Origin of the sequence: Hydrogenophaga sp. (assembly GCF_030656115.1) — a bacterium.
GTDB lineage: Bacteria > Pseudomonadota > Gammaproteobacteria > Burkholderiales > Burkholderiaceae_C > Hydrogenophaga.
This window is the reverse complement of the sequence record NZ_JAUSOO010000061.1, coordinates 1-19,334: the sequence shown is the minus strand read 5'-3', so window position 1 is coordinate 19,334 and position 19,334 is coordinate 1. Positions and strand designations below refer to the sequence as shown.

Genomic DNA, 19,334 nt, shown 5'->3' with positions numbered 1-19,334 from the left:
CCTTTTCAGTGGCCCACGGAGGCCGCTTGTTCATCGGCCAGCACCGAACCCAGATACGCCTCTTGCACCTTGGGGTTCGCCCGCACCGCCTCGGGCGTGTCGAAGGCGATCACCTCGCCGTACACCACCACCGCAATCTTGTCGGCCAGGCCAATCACCACGCCCATGTCGTGCTCCACCGTGAGCAGGGTTTTGCCCACCGTCACCTCGCGGATCAGGTCGATGAAGCGGGTGGTCTCGCTCTTGCTCATGCCGGCCGTGGGCTCGTCGAGCAAGATCACGCCGGCACCGCCCGCGATGGTGATGCCGATCTCCAGCGCGCGCTGTTCGGCGTAGGTGAGGTTCATGGCCAGCACGTCGCGCTTCTTGTCCAGGCGGATCATCTGCATGAGCTCTTCGGCACGCGCGTTGGCATCGTCCAGATCGGCCAGAAAGCGGAACAGGCTGTACTTGTAACCCAGGCTCCAGAGCACGCCGCAGCGCAGATTTTCAAACACGCTGAGCTTGGGGAAGATGTTGGTGATCTGGAAGCTGCGCGAGAGCCCCATGCGGTTGATCTCGAAAGGCTTCTTGCCGTTGACGCGCTGCCCGCCGAGCAGGACGTCGCCGCTGGTGGGGGCAAACCGGCCCGAGATCAGGTTGAACAAGGTGGATTTGCCGGCGCCGTTGGGGCCAATGATGGCCACGCGTTCGCCGCTGCGCACCGCCAGGTCGACACCGCGGATGATCTCCGTTTTACCGAAATTCTTGCGCAAGTCGCGCAGCTCCAGGGCAAAGCCACCGGCGTGGACGTGGCTCATCGACTGCTCGAAGTGCGCAGCCTCGGACGGGGCAGGGGTGGATCGGTGGATGCTCATTGGGTCTCCCGGCGCTTGATTTCTTTTTCAATGTCGGTCTGAATGGCCGACCACTGCTGCATGAACATGCGCCGCGTGAGTTCAAACAGGCCCATGCCGGTGAGCATGACGAACACGCCGCCAAACCAGCTGTCGGCCGCGTGCGTGTGCAGGGTCACACCCAGAAACTTCACGGTGTCGCCCATGGCGGTGCTGAGCTGCAGGTGGTAGACCATTTCGATCAGCGCACCCGCGCCGGCCAGCACCACCAGCGCGGTCAGCGCCAGGGCCAGGTAGCTCACCCACAGCTCGCGCAGCCGGCCAAAGGCGGCCACCCGCAGGTTCATCATGATCAGGCTGGCAATGCCACCCGGGGCGTACATGACCATGAACAGGAAGATGAGGCCCAGGTAGAGCAGCCAGGCTTTGGTGATTTCAGAGAACAGCACAAAGGCCAGCACCATGAGAATGCCGCCGATGATGGGCCCGAAAAAGAACGTGGCGCCACCCAGGAAGGTGAACAGCAGGTAACCACCCGACCGGATCGGTCCCACCACCTCGGCGGTGACGATTTCGAACTGGATCGCGGCCAAACCACCGGAAATACCCGCAAAGAAGCCGGCAATGATGAACGCCAGATAACGCACCATCTGGGTGTTGTAGCCAATGAACTCGACGCGCTCGGGGTTGTCGCGCACGGCATTGAGAATGCGGCCCAGCGGGGTGCGGGTGAAGGCAAACATCAGCGCCACACTGACAAAGGTGTAGACCGCAATCAGGTAGTACACCTGCACGCCCGGGCCGTAGGTGATGCCCATGACCGCATCGCCCACCATGCGGTCGGCTGTGACGCCGGCTTCGCCACCGAAAAATTCCGAGAACATGAGCGACATGGCAAACACCAGTTCGCCCATGCCCAGGGTGATCATGGCGAACGTGGTACCGGCTTTTTTGGTGGTGACATACCCAAACAAAATGCCAAAAAACAGGCCCGCCAGTCCGCCCACCAGGGGCACCATGCTCACCGGCAGCGAAAGCGCCCCTTCGGACACCCGGAGCAGGGCATGGATGGCCATGTAGGAACCCAGCCCGGTGTACACCGCATGCCCGAAGCTGAGCATGCCGCCCTGCCCCAGCAGCATGTTGTAGGACAGGCAGGCAATGATCGCGATGCCCATCTGCGCCAGCATGGACACCGACAGGTTGCTGGTGAACACCTTGGGCGCGAACAGGAGAACCAGCGCAAAGAGCGACCAGATCACCCAACGGCCGACGTTGTAGGGTTTGAAACTGTAGTGAGTGGATGCCATGGTGTCAGGTCTCCCGGGTGCCCAACAGGCCCTTGGGCCGGAAGATCAGCACCAGGACAAGGAACAGATAAGGCAGGATGGGCGCCACCTGCGAGATGGTGAGCTTGAGCACCGAGTTGTCTTGCCAGGCGTCAGACAGCTGCAGCCCCATGCCCTGGAACAGGCCAATCAGCGAATGGTCCAGCGCCACAGCAAAGGTTTGCACCACGCCAATGATGATCGACGCGAGAAAGGCGCCGGAAAGCGACCCCAGACCGCCCACCACCACCACCACAAAAATGAGCGAACCCAGCGTGGCGGCCATGGCCGGCTCGGTCACGCAGGTGCTGCCGCCAATGAGGCCGGCCAGCCCGGCCAGCCCGGTACCGGCGCCGAACACCAGCATGAACACACGCGGCACGTTGTGGCCCAGGGTCTCCACCGTTTCGGGGTGGGTGAGTGCGGCCTGAATCACCAGCCCCACGCGGGTGCGGGTGAGCAGCAGCCAGACGCTGGCCAGCATCACGACGGCGACCAACATCATGAACGCACGGGTGGCGGGGAATGGCGAGCAGATGGTCTGAACCGCTGCGCCGCACATCTCGGCCGGCGCCCGGCCCCAGACCAGGCTCAGGCCGTCGGTGGCGTGGCTCACCAGCGTGAGCGCCGAGCCCTGCAGCACTTCGGGCGGACGGAACTGCACCGCCGTGCGGCCCCACACCAGCTGCACCAGTTCGAGAATGATGTAGGACAGGCCGAAGGTGACGAGCAGCTCGGGCACATGCCCGAACTTGTGCACCTTGCGCAGGCTGAGCCGCTCAAACAAAGCGCCCAGCATGCCCACGGCGAGCGGTGCGATCAGCAGCGCCGGCCAGAAGCCCACCACCTGCCCGATCGAATAACCGATGTAGGCGCCCAGCATGTAAAAGCTGGCGTGGGCGAAATTGAGAACGCCCATCATGCTGAAGATCAGGGTCAGGCCCGAACTCAGCATGAACAGCAGGAGCCCATAGCTCAACCCGTTGAGCATGGAGATGATGAAGAACTCCATGGAGTGCGACTTTCCGGGCCTGTGCCGAAGGCCCATGAGAACTATGAAATGAGCGGCAGTCACCCCGCAGGTGGACCGCTTGACGAATCAGCCGGACAGCATACCTTCGGGCCGCATGTGCTCGCGGCCCGAAGGCAAGGGGTCACACCCGGGAATCAGGGACGCTTCATCTGGCAGCTGGTGGGGGTGCTGGCCACATAGGCCGGGTATTCCTGCACAGGCATCAGCGTCATGCCGGTGTTTTCGGGGCTGTAGGGGTGCTTGGCATCGGTCTTTTGCCAGCGCGTGATGTACAGCGGCTGCTGCAGCTGGTGGTCCAGCTTGCGGATTTCGACCTCGCCGTTGAAGCCCTTGAACTTGAGGCCCGACAGCGCGGCCGCCACCTTGACCGGATCGGTCGACTTGGCCTTGGCCATGGCATCACCCAGCGCCGCGTAGACGTTGGGAATCGCCGCGGTGTACATGTCGTCCTTGAAGCGCTGGTTGAACTCGGCCATCCAGGTCTTCATGGGCTCGCCCATGTTGTAGTGGTTGTAGGCCACCTGGTACACGCGGCCTTCGCCGCCCTTGCCCAACGCGGTGGGGGTGCCGGTCACGCCCGTGTAATAGGTGTAGAACTTGCCGTCGTAGCCGCCTTCGTTGGCCGCCTTGACCAGCAGCGCCAGGTCGGAGCCCCAGTTGCCGGTGATCACGGTGTCCGCACCCGAAGCCTTGATCTTGGCAATGTAGGGGGCGAAGTCGCGCACCTGGGCCAAGGGGTGCAGTTCTTCACCCACGATCTGGATGTCGGGGCGCTTGCGGTTAAGGTTTTCCTTCGCAAACTTCGCCACCTGGTGACCGTGCGAATAGTTCTGATTGAACAAGTAGACCTTCTTGACGTCCGACTTGTCCTTCATGTAGGTGGTCAGGGCTTCCATCTTCATGGACGTGTCGGCGTCGAAGCGGAAGTGCCAGTAGCTGCACTTGCTGTTGGTGAAGTCGGGGTCCACCGCCGCGTAGTTCAGAAAGATCACTTCTTTGCCGGGGTTGCGCGCGTTGTGGCGGTTCACCGCGTCGATCAGGGCGCCGGCCACCGACGAGCCGTTGCCCTGGGCCAGGTAACGCACGCCCTGGTCAATGGCCGCCTGCATGGCCGTCAGGCTCTCGGCGGGGCTGAGCTTGTTGTCAAAACCCACGACCTCGAACTTCACGCCGGCGGGGTTGTTTTGTGAGTACTTTTCAGCAAAGAACTGCCAGCTCTTGAGTTGGTTGTTGCCCACCGGACCCATCAGGCCCGTCTGGGGATCGATCCAGCCGATCTTGACCGTCTCGCCCTTCTGGGCGAACGCACTGGACAGCGTGAGGGACAGCGCGGCAACGGCTATCGATTTAAGAGCGAAATTCATGGACGGTCTCCTGGGTGGTGAGGAAAACCTCAGCGTACCTTTTTGGTGTGGGGTAGCGCTCAGGGATTGCCCCTAGACGCTATCGCGCAAGTGACTGTGCGCTAGCACAACCGTAGCATTTGCATACATTCGGAGCACCCGTTGGGCGCTTCAGGGGCGCTGCATCTGGCAGCGTGTGGGACCACTGATCTGGGTCGCGTCCATGTACTGCACGGGGGCGAAGGTATAGCCCGTTTCCTCGGCGCTTCGGGGGTAGGTGGCATCCACTTTTTGCCACCGCGACACATAGAGACCTTTGAGCAGCTGGTGGTCGTCAGCACGCATCTGCACAGGTCCGTTGAAGCCTTTGAAAATCATGCCGCTCAGACGCCCCGCCACCTGCGCGGGGTTGGTGGAGCCCACGTGCGCCATGGCGTGGCTCAGCATTTCGATGCCGTCGTAGCTGGCGTAAATCGTCAGATCTTCACCGTGCTGTTGGCGAAAAGCGGCGGCCAGCGCATGAATCGGGCCTGGCTGGTTGCTGTGGTTGTGGGCCACCTGGTACACCGGCATGCGCCCGGCGGTATCGGCCAACACCGCGGGCACGCCCTTGAGTGCCGGGTAATACGCGTAGATGGGCAGATAAACGCCCTGCTTGTGCAGCGCTTTCACCAGGTCGCGCAGGTCAGCGCCCCAGTTGCCCGTGGCCAATGCCTGGGCACCCGAGGCCTGGATATTGCGCACATCGGCGGTGAAATCGTGGCCTTGAAAAGGCGGGTGCAGGCTGTCACCGACGATCTGCACGTCGGAGCGCTGTTGCGCCATGGTTTCGCGGAAATAACGCGAAAACTGCTGCCCGTGCGCATAGTTCTGGTTGAGCAGGTAGACCCGACGCAGCTCGGGTTGCGCAGCCATGAAACCGGTCATGGCGCGCATTTTCATGGCGGTGTCGGAGTCGATACGGAAATGCCAGAAATTGCATTTTTCGTTGGTCAACTCCGGGTCCATGGCCGCGTAGTTGATGTAGAGCACAGCGCGTTCGGGGCTGCGCAGGTTGTGCCGAGCGATGGCGCTGGAGAGCGCCGCGGCCACACCCGAGCCGTTGCCTTGCACGATGTACCGAAATCCCTGGTCGATGGCGGCCTTGAGCGCGTTCAGGCTTTCCTGCGGTGAGCCTTTGTTGTCAAACCCAGCCACCACAAAGCGCACACCCGCCGGGTTGGCGGCACCGCTTTTGTGCTCTGCCATGAACTGCCAGCTGCGCAGGCTGTTGCGGCCAATGTCGGCCGCCGGCCCCGACAGCGGATCGATGAAGGCAATGCGCACCGTCTGGCCCTGCAAGGGCAGCGGGTTGGCCGCTTGCGCGTCCCAGGCGGCGAACAACACCAACGCACCCGAGCACAGCGCACCCAACCAGCGGCGCCGCGGCGGTCGCACCGTGTGCCGCGCCACGGCGGTTTGGGCGGCCGGTTGGGCTTGCGGGTGCGAAAACGGCGGCGGTTTCGTCATGGACCCATTGTCGACCCAAGCGCGCGAGGTCGGCTCACAGCCCCGGCAGCACGTAATCCTTGAGCTGCTGGCGCAGCGTCATCTTCTGCATCTTGCCGGTGGCGCCCAGGGGAATGGCGTCGACAAACACCACATCGTCGGGCACCTGCCACTTGGCGATCTTGCCTTCGTAAAACGCCAGCAGTTCGTCGCGCGACACCTCGGCACCGGGTTTTTTCACCACCACGACAATGGGGCGCTCGTCCCACTTGGGGTGCTTCATGCCCACACAGGCGGCCATGGCCACGGCCGGGTGCGCCATGGCGATGTTCTCCACGTCGATGGAGCTGATCCACTCGCCGCCGGACTTGATCACGTCCTTGCTGCGGTCGGTGATCTGCATGAAGCCGTCGGCGTCGATGGTGGCCACGTCGCCGGTGGGGAACCAGCCTTTGCCGGCGGCGTCGTAACGCAACGGGTCGCCGCCCTCGCCCTTGAAATAGCTGGCAATGATCCAGGGGCCGCGCACCAGCAGGTCGCCATAGGTCTTGCCGTCCCAGGGCAATTCTTTGCCCGCTTCGTCCACGATCTTCATGTCCACACCGTAGACCGCCCGGCCCTGCTTGAGGCGCACCTTGAGTTGTTCCTCGGGCGACAGGGCGAGTTGCGCGTTCTTCAGCGTGCACACCGTGCCCAGCGGCGACATTTCCGTCATGCCCCAGGCGTGCAGCACCTCCACGCCATAGGTGTCGTTGAAGGCGTTGATCATCGCCGGTGGGCAGGCCGAGCCGCCGATCACCGTGCGCTTGAGGGTGCTGAACTTCAGGCCGCCGGCCTGCAGGTGGCCGAGCAGCATCTGCCACACCGTGGGCACACCCGCGGCCATGCTCACTTTCTCGGATTCGATCAGTTCGTAGACCGACTTGCCGTCCATCGCCGGCCCGGGGAACACCAGCTTGCAACCCACGGCCGCGGCCGAGTACGGCAGGCCCCAGGCGTTGACGTGGAACATCGGCACCACCGGCAGGATGCTGTCGCGGGCCGAGCAACCCAACGCATCGGGCAGCGCCGCACCGTACGCGTGCAGCAGCGTGGAGCGGTGCGAATACAGCGCGGCCTTGGGGTTGCCCGTGGTGCCGCTCGTGTAGCACATGCTCGATGCGCTGTTTTCGTCCAGGTCGGGCCAGAGGTAGCTGTCGGTCTGGGTGCCCATCCAGGCTTCGTAGCTCAACAGGCCGGGTAGGCCACTCTCGGCGGGCAACTTGTCGGCATCGCACAAGGCCACCCAGTGCTTCACCCCGGGACACTTGGCCGCCACGGCCTGCACCAGCGGCAGGAACGTCATGTCAAAGCAAATGGCGCGGTCGTCGGCATGGTTGATGATCCAGGCCAGTTGTTCGGGGTGCAGGCGCGGGTTCAGGGTGTGCAGCACCCGGCCGGTGCCGCTGACGCCAAAGTACAGCTCCAGGTGGCGGTAGCCGTTCCAGGCCAGCGTGGCCACGCGGTCGCCAAAGGCCAGGTGCAGGCTGTCCAGCGCGTTGGCCACCTGGCGCGCGCGGCGGGCGATCTGGCCCCAGTTGCTGCGGTGGATGTCGCCTTCCACGCGGCGTGAAACGATTTCGGTGCTGGCGTGGTGGCGCTCGGCGTGGGTGATGAGCGATGAAATCAGCAACGGTTGGCTTTGCATTTGTCCCAGCATGGGGTTCTCCTTGGGTGGCAAACTAAAAAAAGACTTGTGCAAAACGGTCAGGGCTGGGAGCCGCCGGCAACACAAGCTGTGCGGCAAGGCGAAGGAACAACACCCAGGCGGTTTTGCGCATGTCCTGTAAAAAAAGAACAATCGTTCGTATCATGCCGCAGCTGGCCGGCAGGCTGCACCCGGGTTGCCCCGGATAGCCCGCCCGCGTGTGGGCTCAAGTCGTCTCGGGGACAATGAAATCCATGCACGCTCCATTTGCCGACCTCCCCAGCCGCTGGTCCCACCGCTTCGCCGAACTCGGCCCCGACTTTCACACCGAACTGCGCCCCACCCCGCTGCCCGCGCCTTACTGGGTCGGCACCAGCCAGGCCCTGGCGCACGAACTGGGCCTGGACCCCGCCTGGCTGCAGAGCGAAGAAGCCCTGCACGCCTTCACCGGCAACCAGCTGTTGCCCGGCATGCGCCCGCTGGCCAGCGTGTACAGCGGTCACCAGTTTGGCCACTGGGCTGGCCAGCTGGGCGACGGCCGCGCCATTTTGCTGGGCGAACTGGCCACGCCGCAGGGCCCGCGGGAGGTACAGCTCAAGGGCGCCGGGCTCACGCCCTATTCCCGCATGGGCGACGGCCGCGCCGTGCTGCGCAGTTCCATACGCGAGTTTTTGTGCAGCGAGGCCATGCACGCGCTGGGCATTCCCACCAGCCGGGCGCTGTGCATCACCGGGTCGGATGCACCGGTGCGCCGTGAAGAGATCGAGACCGCCGCCGTGGTCACGCGCACCGCACCCAGCTTCATCCGATTCGGCCATTTCGAGCATTTTTCACACAGCGGCCAGCACGCGCAGCTGCGCCAGCTGGCCGATTTCGTGATCGACCATTTCTACCCACACTGCCGCGAGCGCGCAGGCAACCCCTACGCCCACCTGCTCGAAGCCGTGAGCGAGCGCACCGCCCACATGGTGGCGCAGTGGCAGGCGGTGGGCTTTTGCCACGGCGTGATGAACACCGACAACATGAGCATCCTGGGACTGACCATCGACTACGGTCCGTTCCAGTTCATGGACGCCTTCAACCCGGCCCACATCTGTAACCACACCGACAGCGGTGGGCGCTACGCCTACCACCGCCAGCCCAACATCGCCTACTGGAACCTGTTTTGCCTGGGCCAGGCGCTGCTGCCTCTGATGGACGAGCAGCAACAGGCGCTGGACGCCCTGGAACCCTTCAAAACCGTGTTCCCGGCGGCCTTGCAGCAGCGCATGGGCGCCAAGCTGGGCCTGGCCCAGTTGCTCCCCGGTGACGAAGCGCTGACCGAGCAATTCATGCAACTCATGGCGAAAGACGCGGTGGACTTCACGATCGCCTGGCGCCGCCTGAGCCACGCGGTGGCGGACTTTGCGGCACCGGGTGCGGCAGAAGCCGACGCGCGCCGCGCCCTGGAGCCCGTGCGCGACCTGTTTTTGCAGCGTGACGCTTTCGATGCCTGGGCGCAAGCCTGGCGCACCCGGCTGCAAAGCCAGCCCGGCTTTGACCCGCTGGCCACCCAAGCCAGCATGCTGCGCACCAACCCGCAGGTGGTGCTGCGCAACCACCTGGGTGAAATCGCCATTCAGCGCGCCCGCGAGGGCGACTTTTCTCGCCTGCAGCGTTTGCAGGCGGCGCTGGAACAACCGTTTGACGCCCTGCCCGGCTGCGACGACCTGTCCGACTTTCCGCCAGAATGGGCCACTCACATTGAAATCAGCTGCTCGTCCTGAAACGACCCAACCCTGCCGGTGCGCGACCGCTTGAACGCCCGTACCGGTGCCCCTGAGGAGATTGATATGACCTACCCCATTCAAAAAACCGAAGCCGAATGGCGCGACCTGCTGGCCAGCAAAGGCGCCGAGCGCCACGCGTTTGAAGTCACCCGCCACGCCGCCACCGAACGGCCCTTCACCGGCAAATTCGAACAGGTCTGGGCCGACGGCAGTTACCACTGCATCTGCTGCGGCAACCCCCTGTTTGACGCCGACACCAAGTTCGACGCCGGTTGTGGCTGGCCCAGTTTTTCCCAGGCCATTCCCGGCGCCATCACCGAAATCACCGACCGCAGCCTGGGCATGACCCGGGTAGAAACCGTGTGCAGCCAGTGCGGTGCGCACCTGGGCCACGTGTTTGAAGACGGCCCCGCCCCCACCGGCCTGCGCTACTGCATGAACTCGGCCTCGCTGGAACACCAGGCCAAAAGCAGCGAATAAGCAGCGAATAAGCGGCCAACCCACACAGGACACCCCCCATGAAAGCCCAAAACATCCTTCAAACCATCGGCAACACACCGCATGTGCGCCTGCAGCGGCTGTTTGCTGGCGCCACCCAGCAGGTGTGGATCAAGTCCGAGCGCGGCAACCCCGGCGGTTCCATCAAAGACCGCATTGCGCTGGCCATGGTGGAAGACGCCGAAGCCAGCGGTGCCCTGCAGCCCGGCGGCACCATCGTCGAGCCCACCTCGGGCAACACCGGCATCGGCCTGGCCATGGTGGCCGCCGTCAAGGGTTACAAACTCATCCTCGTCATGCCCGACAGCATGTCGGTTGAGCGCCGCCGCCTCATGCTGGCCTACGGCGCCTCGTTTGACCTCACGCCGCGCGAAAAAGGCATGAAGGGATCCATTGCCCGCGCCGAAGACATTGTGGCCGCCACACCCGGTGCCTGGATGCCGCAGCAGTTCAACAACCCCGCCAACACCGCCGTGCACGCGCGCACCACGGCGCAAGAAATTCTGGCCGACTTTCCCGAGGGCATCGACGCCCTCATCACCGGCGTGGGCACCGGTGGCCACCTCAGCGGTTGCGCCCAGGTGCTCAAGGCCCACTGGCCGCAGCTCAAGGTGTACGCGGTGGAGCCGGTGGCGTCGCCCGTCATCTCGGGTGGCAGCCCAGCGCCCCACCCCATCCAAGGTATTGGCGCCGGCTTCATTCCTGGCAACCTGAACACCACCCTGCTCGACGGCGTGATCCAGGTCGACGCCGAACCCGCCCGCGAGATGGCGCGCCGCTGCGCCCGCGAAGAAGGCATGCTGGTGGGCATTTCTTCCGGCGCCACGCTGGCCGCCATTGCCCAAAAACTGCCCGAACTGCCGGCCAACGCCGTGGTACTGGGCTTCAACTACGACACTGGCGAGCGTTACCTGTCGGTGGACGGCTTCCTGCCGGCTTGACTTGAAATACCCCCCGCGCCGCTTCGCGTCACCCCCCTCAAGGGGGCGGCACTGGCCGTCTGGCAAAGCCAGCCCGGCGGTGCCCTTGGGTGGCGTTTTTTCGTGCGTGGCGGGCAGCGCTCCGGCGCTGTGGATTCCTGATCTTGCCGGATGGCGGTGCTGCTGCACCATGGAGAACCAATGACGAAAACACTGACCGACATGTCCCTGTCGATGCTCGACCTGGTGGCCGTGCGCGAGGGCCGCAGCGTGGCCGACGCGCTGGCCGTGGCGCTGCGCACCGCGCAGCACGCTGAAATGCTGGGGTTCAAGCGCTACTGGCTGGCCGAACACCACAACATGAGCGGCATTGCCAGTTCGGCCACCGCCGTGCTGGTGGGCCACATTGCGGGCGGCACCCAACGCATGCGCGTGGGCTCGGGCGGCGTCATGCTGCCCAACCACGCGCCGCTGGTGGTGGCCGAAGCCTTTGGCACCCTGGCCGAGCTGTACCCGGGCCGCATCGACCTGGGTCTGGGCCGAGCGCCCGGCACCGATCCCCTGACCATGCGTGCCCTGCGCCGCGACCGGGTGGAAACCGAAGCCGACTTTCCGCGCGACGTGGCCGAACTCCAGCAGCTGCTGGGCCCGGCGCAACCCGGCCAGCGGCTCATGGCCATGCCCGGCGCCGGCACCAACGTGCCCATCTGGCTGCTGGGCTCCAGCCTGTTTTCAGCGCAACTGGCGGCCCAGCGCGGCCTGCCCTTCGCCTTTGCCTCGCACTTTGCACCGCGTTTGCTGCTGCAGGCGCTCGATGTGTACCGCAGCCAGTTCAGGCCGTCCGCCGCGCTGGACAAACCCTACGTGGTGGTGGGTGTGCCCCTTATCGCCGCCCCCACCGACGACGAAGCCGAGTACCTGGCCAGCAGCACCTACCAGCGCGTACTGGGCATCCTCACCGGGCGGCGCGGCCAGCTGCCGCCGCCGGTGCACGGCTTCATGGAGCACCTGCACCCGCAAGAGCGCGCCGGCATTGCCGACTTTCTGGCCGCCGCCGTGATTGGCGGGCCTGACACGGTGCGCGAAGGCTTTGCAGCGCTGGCGCAAGCCACCGATGCCGACGAGTTCATGCTGGTCAGCGATGTCTACGAGCCCGAGCTGCGGCTGCGTTCGCTGAGCATTGCGGCTGAGGTGATGGCCGGTGGCCCGCCAGCGCAGCCCGCCCTGACAGCCACAACCGCTTGAGGACGCGTCAGGGCAAGACCAACCGGTACACGCTGCCCTGCTGGCCAGAGGCCAGGTAAACCGCGGTTCCATCGCTGACAAGCCCCCCCGGGGTCGCGTCCAGCAGCAACCGCGTTCCCGTGGCAGCCCGCCAGGCGTAGAGCTTTCCACCTTCTGACCACACCACCGCCTGCCCGGCCACTGCCAGCAAGCTGGCCGTGCGGTCGGTGGACAGCGTGACCGCTTCGGTGCCGGTGTGGACCCTCAAGCGTTGGCCCGTCACCGCGCCAGAAACCCCTTCGTGCCAGGCCAGCAGACCGTCTTTCAGCACAAACCGCGTCATGTCGGTGCTGAGCGTGGTGGCGGCTGCGGTGGTGGCTGTGGCCGATGCCACCTGCAGGTGGTATGGCGCGTCCACACTGCCCGGCGCACGCTTTTGCCACGCCACCCGCTGGCCATCGGTCTGCACATACACCTGCTGGTCATCCGATGCCGTCAGGGCCTGGGTGCTTTGGCTGGTCGAATCCCAGCGAAACACGTCGGCCCGTGGCCCCACAGGGCTGCCGCTGGTGGACAGCGTTCCCCAGAAAAACGCGGTCAGCGCGTCGGCTGCACCCAGCTGGGGCGACACAGCCAGGTCGTACTGCCAGTTGCCCAGCGTGCCGGTGACGCTGGCAGGCTGCGCAATCTGGTACTGGGCCACAGCCCCTGTGTGTGGATTCAGGTGCTGCACCGCATAGCGGCTGGTGCTGGACTGGGCGATCCACATCACCCACGGATAGCGCAGCACCGGGTGCTGGTCGTACGAGCGGCTGCCGCTCACCAGCGCAGACAGGTTGCGCCGCTGCCCGTCCGGCCCCCAGGCGTACACACACACAAACAGCGGTGAAGCACAGTCATTGCCTTGCCCATAAGCCACCACATGGCCTTGGTCCAGTTGCCAATCGTTGGCGTACCGAAGGCCTGAAGAGCCGCTCATCTCGACGTTGTCACCGTTGGCCTTGCGCCGGTTGACCGTTCCGTCGCCCGCCTGCCACAGCACATCGCCGCCCTGCGCTGCGATCAACCGGGCAGAGGCACCCATGTCAAAAAGCGGCGCCTGCACCATCAGCGGGTCGGAAACCACCACCACGGTGCGTTGCTGGGTGCTGGACAACCCCTGGGCATCGGTGGCACGCACGGTCAGCAGGTACGACCCGGCGGGCAGACCCGCCAGCGAATAGGTGGCGCTCCAGCTGGGGGATGTGCTGGTGGCCACCGGAACATTGCCCAGGGTGATGCGGGTGCTCACGCTGTGCTCGGCGGTGGAGCTGCCCTCCACCAACAACTGGCCATGCACCCACTGCCCATCGCGGGGCTGGGTGATGGCCAGCACGGGCGGGTTGGCAAAGTTCACGCTGCGGCTCACCGTGACCGCATCGCCCCGGGTGTCGGTGACGGTGCTGGTCAGTGTGTAGGCGCCCGCGGGCAGGGTGCGCGTGTCCAGGCTGTACACAAAAGCGTTGAGGGTCGTGCAGTCGCGCCCGCTGCAGCCATTGGGCGATGTGAGCGTGCCCAGGTCGGTGGCGTTCAGCCAGGTGCGCACCGACGCAATGCCGTGGGTGGAACTGGCCCCCACCTGCACCGACACCACACCCTGTGTGCCCGACACCGTGATCGAGGCCGCCACCGTGGTGGCTCTCACCTGCACCGTGCGGCGCCATTCGACAAAGCTGTCGGCTTGCACCTCAACCCGCGCGGTGATGAGGTACGTCCCATCCACCAGCCCCTGCGTGTTCCAGAGGGTGGCAAAGCCCGTGGCCGCGGTGCCTGCTGCGGGCAAAGCCTGCAGGTTGGCGTACCACTTCACCGAGCGCGGCGTCCACCCCGAAGGCATGCGCAACGACAGCGGCACCGTGCCACCCACCGGTTCGCTCAAGGCGTCATCAGGCCCCAGCCGAATGCCCACCGAGGCCAGCCAGGCGGTGTCCAGCGGTGGGTTGTCGTTGGAAGGTGCGGTGGCACTGGTCTGCACCACCACGCTGTCGGCCCCGGAGCCGGTGCGCAACACCACGGTGCGGCTGGCCAGCACGGCCACCACCCGGTAGGTGCCTTGTGCGGTTGCGGCCGTGGTGGTCGCCAGGGTCTGGCCGCTGCCGCCTTGCGCAGGAACGGTTTGCAGGCCGCTCCATTGGGTGGCGGTTTGTAGCCGTTCCACCCGGTAAGCGCTGGCGCCCTGGACGGTGTCTTTCCAACTCAGGCTGACCTGGGTGGTTTCGGTGAGCACGGTGGCACTGAACTGGGCCGCTGCCGCCTGGGCCAGTTCCGTGGCGGTGGGGGTGTTGGGGGCGGGCGTTCCCGTGTCTGCGCTGGACCCACCGCCGCACCCCACCAAGCCAAAGGCAATGACCAAGCACACGCTCACCCATGCGGCGAACCGGACCAACGGCCTGCCCAAGGCAACAGGGGTCAACAGACCCCGACGGGTTGGAGATTCGGAGTTCTCATATACAGACATGGCGTGCGTCCCTGGGTGTGTTCGTGCTTCGTGCTCAAAATTCATTCTGCGCCGAATCCGTCTCACAGGGTGAGCCTGTCGCCCTGTCACTTGCTCACAAACAAGCCCTCACACGGAGCCAGCATGGGCCCGCTGCGCCCGACGCAACAGCAGAAACGCACCCAAGCCCAGCACCACCGCACCGAGCAAGACACCCACCAAGTCCCCGGCGAACTGTGCGAGCCATTCCCAACGGTCGGCAAAGGTGTAACCCAGACCGACAAAAAGCACCACCCAGACCGCTTCACCCAACACCACAGCCGCCAAAAAACGGGATAAACCATAGCGGGTCGAGCCCGCCAGCAAATTCACGGGCAAGGCCAGTGGCGTCAGCAGGAAGCGGGTGAGAAACACACTGCTTGCACCCCAGCGCCCAAACAAGGTGCTTGCCCGCTGCCAGGCAGGCCCAGTGGTGATCCGCACCGGCAGACGGTGAGCACCCCAGCGACCGAGCAGGTAGCTGCAGGCATCGCCCAGCACAGCCCCCAGCCACGCAACAGCCACCGTCCACACCACGGGCAAAACGCCATGCCGCACAAAGGCACCGGTGGCCAGCAACAACAACGTCGCGGGCAGCGGCACCCCCAGCGCGGCAAAAAACAACACCCCTGCGAGCAAGGCTGCGCCCTGGTTCAACAACAGCGTCAGCAACAGATCGCTGATTTCGCTCAAGGCGGGGTCCCCTGGCGCGCCGATGCTTGCAAGATCAGCGCTTCCACACGCCGCCGTCCCTCTACAGGATCGGTGCCCGACTGGGCCAGCCAGTCCTTCAGGCTGCGCTCGTCAAAACCCGTACTTGGAGCGCCCAGGGCTGCGCGCAACTCAGCTTCTGGGACGTGGTACACCCGTGCTATGTAGGACAGGGTCATCCAGCCGCGCAGCGTCTGCACGTGCACCTCGCCACTGGCGACCCGCTGCGCGTACGTCCATTGATGCCAGGCACGTGCGCCAAAAAAAGTCACCAACAAAGCGCCGAGAACCAGCGCCATCAGGCCGGCCCAGCGGCGCCATCCATTGAACCGTGTCACCCGCGCACCATCGCCAGCACCTTGGCCGCATCCAGCGTCTGGGCTTTTTGCTGGATTTGCGGCAGATACTGCGCCTGCATCTGTTTGGCGGGGCCCAGCAACCCTTGAAATGTTTCTTGCAACAAAGCGGTGCTCATCACCCGGCCCCCAGCGTAATAGCGCTTGGCCACCTGGCCCAGGGCATAGGTGGTGGCGAACGAAAACGCCATGCCCGTGGCAGCACCGCCCAGGCGGCCGACCGTGCGCCCGGCGACTTTGCCCAGCAGGCCGCCCAGCAATTTGCGGCCCAATTGCTCCAGGTACTGCGAGGTCAGGCCCACGCCCACCGCCGCAATGAACTCGCGGATGTGGCCCTGGTCCAGCTCCACGCCGTGGGCTTTGCCAATGCCGTACACCATCTTCACCTGCAGCGGAATGATGGCCATGGACGCCCACGACTGCGGCAGCAACTCCAGCGCGCCGTTGAGCATGGCGTGGTTCAAGATGGACTGGTCCAGATCGACGTCCAGCGCTGAAGGAACCTGCTGCACGGGCGCTGGCGGTTTGTTGGCTGCCTGTGGCGCGGCGGCAAGCACAGGCACGGCCGCATCCGTGGCGTCCAGCAGCGCGCCCTCTTCCCGTTCAAAGGCCTGCGCCTCACCCGCGTCCAGCTTCAGGCGAGCCTTCAGATCGGCCAGAAAAGCGGTCTCGGCCGGGCTTTGGCGGCCATCGGCGTCGCACACACACACCGCCATTTCATAGGCCAACTGGCGCTGTCCGGGATCGGTCAACCCGGCCACCGCGTCGGCCAGCGACACGCGCTTGAGCAACACGTCCTGGTACAACTGGGCGAGACCAGCCCCGCCCGATTCGTGCCCCAGGGAGTCGGCCAGGCGGCGAATCGCCTCGCGCTCGGCGTCGGCCTTGTGGCCGTCGGCAAAAGCGGCGAGCAACGACACGGTGAGAATGGCTTTTTGTTCTGAGGTGTTCATAGGGCGTGGATATGAGGTTGAATGGCCATGCTGTTGAGCACGGGGGAGGCACCGAGTTCCGCGGTCACGTTCGGGGCCGTCGGTTGTGGTTGCTTCCTGGGCGCCGCCACCCACCTTCGCTGCAACCCCGATAATCGGCCCATGCGATTTCTTATTGACTTTTTCCCCATAGCCTTGTTTGTGGCCGCTTACAAGCTGCAAGACATTTACACCGCCACCGCCGTGCTCATGGCGGCCACCGTGCTGCAGACCGGCATCATCTATGGCATTGACCGCAAGCTCCAAACCATGCAAAAGGTAACGCTGGTGCTGGTGCTGGTGTTTGGCGTGCTCACCCTGGTGCTGCAAGACGAGCGCTTCATCAAGTGGAAACCCACGGTGCTCTACGCCAGCATGGCTATCGTACTGGGCGCCGCCCTCTGGGGCTGGAAGAAGAACTTTCTGCAAATTCTGCTGGGCAGCCAGCTGACTCTGCCCACCGCCGTGTGGGGCAGGCTCACCGTGATCTGGGTGGGCTACTTCTTGTTCATGGCCGCCATCAATGGCTATGTGGCCGCCTACTATTCGACCGAAGACTGGGTGAACTTCAAGCTCTGGGGTTACATCTTCCCGGTGGTGTTCATCGTGGGCCAGGGCCTCTACATTGCGCGCTACATCAAAGACGACAGCAACGGGGCTGAAAAATCATGAGCGATCAAAACTGCATTCCCACCGCCCCCGCGCTGGAAGCCCGGTTGCGCGAGGCTTTGGCTCCCACCTGGCTGGACGTGATCGATGAAAGCGCCGCACACGCGGGCCACGCGGGCGCCAACGACTTGGGTTACGGCACCCATTTCCGGGTGCGCATTGGCGGCCCAGCCTTTGCCGGACGCAGCCGCGTTGCCCAACACCCCCTTGTGTATGATGCGCTGCGAAATTTCACCGACGCCGGCCTGCACGCGTTGGCCATTGAAATCAAGGCTTGAACCCCAGGCCACCGCTGGGTGGGCTTGTAAACCCGCCCTCTGCCCCGACATGCCCGCTTGCATCTTGAAACCTTTTTGCTGAAACCCGGCCCTGCGCGTCGGCTCCCACCTTTTTTTCACCCCCCGAGGAACACCATGAAATTTTCCCTGTCGGCCCTGACCGCGGCCGCTTTGATTGCAGCCGCTCCCTGGGCTGCGGCCCAAAACGTGGCCATCGTGAACGGCAAGGCCGTGCCCACCGCACGCGTGGAAGCGCTGGCCCAGCAAGTGGCGGCTTCGGGCCGTCCAGTGGACGACGCGGTGCGCGCCCAATTGAAGGAAGAAGTGGTGTTGCGTGAAATCTTCATGCAAGAAGCCCAGAAGCGCGGCATTGCAACCAGCGCCGAGTACAAAACCCAGATGGAACTGGCCCGCCAGACCATCATGATCCGTGCCCTGTTTGCCGACCACCAGAAGAAAAACCCGGTGACCGACGCCGAGATCAAAGCCGAGTACGACAAGTTTGCCGCCGCCAACGCGGGCCAGGAATTCCGTGCCCGCCACATCCTGGTGGAAAAAGAAGACGAAGCCAAGGCCATCATCGCGTCCATCAAGGGCGGAGCCAAGTTTGAAGACATTGCCAAGAAGCAGTCCAAAGACCCAGGCTCCGGTGCCAACGGCGGCGATCTGGACTGGGCGGCCGCTGGCAGCTACGTGACCGAGTTTTCCGAAGCCATGGTGAAGCTGGGCAAGGGCCAGATGACCGACGCACCGGTGAAGAGCCAGTTTGGCTGGCACATCATCCGCGTGGACGATGTGCGCCAGGCCCAGCTGCCCAGCTTTGACGAGGTGAAGCCGCAGATTGCGCAGCAGATGCAACAGCAAAAGCTGTCTGAATTTCAGCAAAACCTGCGTGAAAAAGCCAAGGTGGAGTGAGTTTGAACGCTTTGGGCGTTGGACTTTTAATTCTAAAAAAAGCGGCCTTGGCCGCTTTTTTCACATGTAGCCATCAGTCACCGTTGACAAAGCGCTGGTTCTTGCTTTGATCGGGCCTTTGGCGGTGGCGGGGCTTTGTTGCACAACTCAAAAGCGGAACGAGCTGACCCCAACCCCAGACGCAGCTATGCCATGGCGGCCACGGGCACCGTTTATCCGGCCGACCACCGGCTTTGCTTAGAGTGTTCCCAGTTCCCGGTGGCAAATGCACGATTTGCAGGTTGTCGTGTTTGGCTAGGATGTCGGCGGCTTGAAGTTCGCCGATTGCGCCATTCTTTTTTACGGGGTCGTTGGCGAACTTTTCAGGGTCAGGGCGGAACTTCTGGCCTTGACGGCTCTATGACGTTCTGAGTGGAACTTGACCTGACCGAGCTGGGTGTGCTGGGGTTCATGGATAGCGTAAATTTGCGGATATCAGTTCAATGACCACAACAAATAGCATGATCCTGAGTACAGAAGCCCTGTTCACCACAGCCCTTGGTTTGCAATCGCCCTGGCAAGTCAAGCACGTCGAACTCGATACAGCCAAGCACCGCATCGACTTCGATGTCCAATGCAACGCCAAGCGTCTGAGTTGTCCACACTGCGGCCAGGCTGACCAAGGCGTACACGACAGGATCAGCAAATCCTGGCGGCACCTGGACTTCTTTCAGTACGAAGCGTGGCTGCACGCCGATGTACCCCGCGTGGCCTGCACCGCCTGTGGCAAGACCACATTGGTGCCGGTTCCGTG

At 64.2% G+C, this 19,334-nt stretch carries 18 protein-coding genes; 8 read left to right on the top strand and 10 right to left on the bottom strand.

Going from position 1 to position 19,334, the window contains the following annotated elements:
- Positions 1 to 5: 5 nt before the first annotated feature.
- The 6 genes from Q7J58_RS08590 to Q7J58_RS08565 all read right to left on the bottom strand — a co-directional run bounded on the left by Q7J58_RS08590 (position 6) and on the right by Q7J58_RS08565 (position 7,727).
- Positions 6 to 800, bottom strand: a complete 795-nt coding sequence (locus Q7J58_RS08590; protein WP_304826515.1) for an ABC transporter ATP-binding protein — start codon at positions 798 to 800, stop codon at positions 6 to 8.
- A gap of 53 nt (positions 801 to 853) precedes the next feature.
- Complete coding sequence (locus Q7J58_RS08585; RefSeq protein WP_304826222.1) at positions 854 to 2,146, bottom strand: branched-chain amino acid ABC transporter permease; 1,293 nt, start codon at positions 2,144 to 2,146, stop codon at positions 854 to 856.
- 4 nt (positions 2,147 to 2,150) lie between these two features.
- A complete protein-coding gene (locus tag Q7J58_RS08580) occupies positions 2,151 to 3,176 on the bottom strand; it encodes a branched-chain amino acid ABC transporter permease (RefSeq protein WP_304826219.1) in 1,026 nt (341 codons plus the stop codon).
- A 155-nt stretch (positions 3,177 to 3,331) separates the two neighbouring features.
- Complete coding sequence (locus tag Q7J58_RS08575; protein ID WP_304826216.1) at positions 3,332 to 4,561, bottom strand: branched-chain amino acid ABC transporter substrate-binding protein; 1,230 nt, start codon at positions 4,559 to 4,561, stop codon at positions 3,332 to 3,334.
- A 150-nt stretch (positions 4,562 to 4,711) separates the two neighbouring features.
- The gene (locus Q7J58_RS08570; protein ID WP_304826213.1) at positions 4,712 to 6,049 is read right to left on the bottom strand and encodes an ABC transporter substrate-binding protein; all 1,338 of its coding nucleotides are present in this window, start codon (positions 6,047 to 6,049) and stop codon (positions 4,712 to 4,714) included.
- Positions 6,050 to 6,083: 34 nt separating this feature from the next.
- Positions 6,084 to 7,727 carry a 3-(methylthio)propionyl-CoA ligase gene (locus Q7J58_RS08565; protein ID WP_304826211.1) on the bottom strand — a complete coding sequence of 548 codons (1,644 nt, stop codon included), beginning with the start codon at positions 7,725 to 7,727 and terminating at the stop codon, positions 6,084 to 6,086.
- Between the two features lie 242 nt (positions 7,728 to 7,969).
- On the opposite strand from Q7J58_RS08565, the gene Q7J58_RS08560 reads away from it, so the two are divergent.
- The 4 genes from Q7J58_RS08560 (at position 7,970) to Q7J58_RS08545 (ending at position 12,147) form a co-directional block, all read left to right on the top strand.
- Positions 7,970 to 9,481 carry a YdiU family protein gene (locus Q7J58_RS08560; protein WP_304826208.1) on the top strand — a complete coding sequence of 504 codons (1,512 nt, stop codon included), beginning with the start codon at positions 7,970 to 7,972 and terminating at the stop codon, positions 9,479 to 9,481.
- A gap of 66 nt (positions 9,482 to 9,547) precedes the next feature.
- Positions 9,548 to 9,964: a peptide-methionine (R)-S-oxide reductase MsrB gene (gene msrB, locus Q7J58_RS08555; protein WP_304826205.1), complete on the top strand. Its 417-nt coding sequence runs from the start codon at positions 9,548 to 9,550 to the stop codon at positions 9,962 to 9,964.
- A 38-nt stretch (positions 9,965 to 10,002) separates the two neighbouring features.
- The gene (gene cysK, locus Q7J58_RS08550) at positions 10,003 to 10,923 is read left to right on the top strand and encodes a cysteine synthase A (RefSeq protein WP_304826202.1); all 921 of its coding nucleotides are present in this window, start codon (positions 10,003 to 10,005) and stop codon (positions 10,921 to 10,923) included.
- Positions 10,924 to 11,103: 180 nt separating this feature from the next.
- Complete coding sequence (locus Q7J58_RS08545; RefSeq protein ID WP_304826200.1) at positions 11,104 to 12,147, top strand: LLM class flavin-dependent oxidoreductase; 1,044 nt, start codon at positions 11,104 to 11,106, stop codon at positions 12,145 to 12,147.
- A 7-nt stretch (positions 12,148 to 12,154) separates the two neighbouring features.
- On the opposite strand, the gene Q7J58_RS08540 is transcribed toward Q7J58_RS08545, so the two are convergent.
- From Q7J58_RS08540 to Q7J58_RS08525, 4 genes are all read right to left on the bottom strand, one after another.
- Positions 12,155 to 14,518 (bottom strand): hypothetical protein, encoded by a 2,364-nt coding sequence (locus tag Q7J58_RS08540; RefSeq protein ID WP_304826197.1) that lies wholly within the window; start codon positions 14,516 to 14,518, stop codon positions 12,155 to 12,157.
- A gap of 213 nt (positions 14,519 to 14,731) precedes the next feature.
- Positions 14,732 to 15,334, bottom strand: a complete 603-nt coding sequence (locus Q7J58_RS08535) for a DedA family protein (protein WP_304826194.1) — start codon at positions 15,332 to 15,334, stop codon at positions 14,732 to 14,734.
- Positions 15,331 to 15,651, bottom strand: a complete 321-nt coding sequence (locus Q7J58_RS08530; protein ID WP_304826191.1) for a hypothetical protein — start codon at positions 15,649 to 15,651, stop codon at positions 15,331 to 15,333. Before Q7J58_RS08530 ends, Q7J58_RS08535 begins: the two co-directional genes overlap by 4 nt.
- A 35-nt stretch (positions 15,652 to 15,686) precedes the next feature.
- Positions 15,687 to 16,862, bottom strand: coding sequence for a DUF533 domain-containing protein (locus tag Q7J58_RS08525; protein ID WP_304826189.1), 1,176 nt, complete (start codon positions 16,860 to 16,862; stop codon positions 15,687 to 15,689).
- On the opposite strand from Q7J58_RS08525, the gene Q7J58_RS08520 reads away from it, so the two are divergent.
- From Q7J58_RS08520 to Q7J58_RS08505, 4 genes are all read left to right on the top strand, one after another.
- Positions 16,803 to 17,351 carry a septation protein A gene (locus tag Q7J58_RS08520; protein ID WP_304826187.1) on the top strand — a complete coding sequence of 183 codons (549 nt, stop codon included), beginning with the start codon at positions 16,803 to 16,805 and terminating at the stop codon, positions 17,349 to 17,351. The two genes, Q7J58_RS08525 and Q7J58_RS08520, sit on opposite strands and share 60 nt — an antisense overlap.
- Positions 17,348 to 17,626 carry a BolA family protein gene (locus Q7J58_RS08515; protein ID WP_304826184.1) on the top strand — a complete coding sequence of 93 codons (279 nt, stop codon included), beginning with the start codon at positions 17,348 to 17,350 and terminating at the stop codon, positions 17,624 to 17,626. Before Q7J58_RS08520 ends, Q7J58_RS08515 begins: the two co-directional genes overlap by 4 nt.
- 135 nt (positions 17,627 to 17,761) lie before the next feature.
- Complete coding sequence (locus Q7J58_RS08510; protein ID WP_304826181.1) at positions 17,762 to 18,541, top strand: peptidylprolyl isomerase; 780 nt, start codon at positions 17,762 to 17,764, stop codon at positions 18,539 to 18,541.
- A 500-nt stretch (positions 18,542 to 19,041) separates the two neighbouring features.
- Positions 19,042 to 19,334: transposase family protein (locus tag Q7J58_RS08505; protein ID WP_304826178.1), on the top strand; the 293-nt coding region annotated here is incomplete at its 3' end.